This window comes from Citrobacter sp. TBCS-15 (genome assembly GCF_005280815.1).
Taxonomy (GTDB): Bacteria; Pseudomonadota; Gammaproteobacteria; order Enterobacterales; family Enterobacteriaceae; genus Citrobacter; species Citrobacter werkmanii.
The window spans coordinates 282-674 of sequence record NZ_SZWK01000284.1 but is presented as its reverse complement, the minus strand read 5'-3'; the positions used below and the strand labels follow the sequence as shown (position 1 = coordinate 674).

Annotated in this window: 1 protein-coding gene; it reads right to left on the bottom strand. The window is 33.6% G+C overall.

All coding sequences use genetic code 11. The features are described from left to right. A partial coding sequence (locus FDW96_RS15410) for an AAA family ATPase (RefSeq protein WP_170974724.1) occupies nucleotides 1-393 on the bottom strand: 393 nt, incomplete at both ends.

Sequence of the window (393 nt, the reverse complement as noted above, 5' to 3'; positions counted from 1 at the left end):
ATCGTCCATTGAGTTTGCATAAGCTGATTTGTTTGCATGAGCTACTAACAAGAAAGTAACGTCTTGGAAAAGTAACTTTAAGCGTGTAATTCTCCTAAGCATTGGTTCAAAGTCTTTACCGTAGATAATGTCTCCATTTCTTAGCATTGTCATTAAATTATCCAAGATCACGAATTTTATATCATTTTCTTTAATGTATTCATATAATAAGTTCATGTGGTGCGAATCATCAAGCATAAACTCTCCACCTGTCAAAAAATGTAAGTCTTCTGGTGCATTATCTTTATTTCTAAGCCTTTTGTTTAACTCTCTGTCAGTATCTTCATTGTCTATGTATAGTGTCTTGCTTCGCTTTGTATCATAACCAAAAAAAGGTAACCCTTGCGATACCAT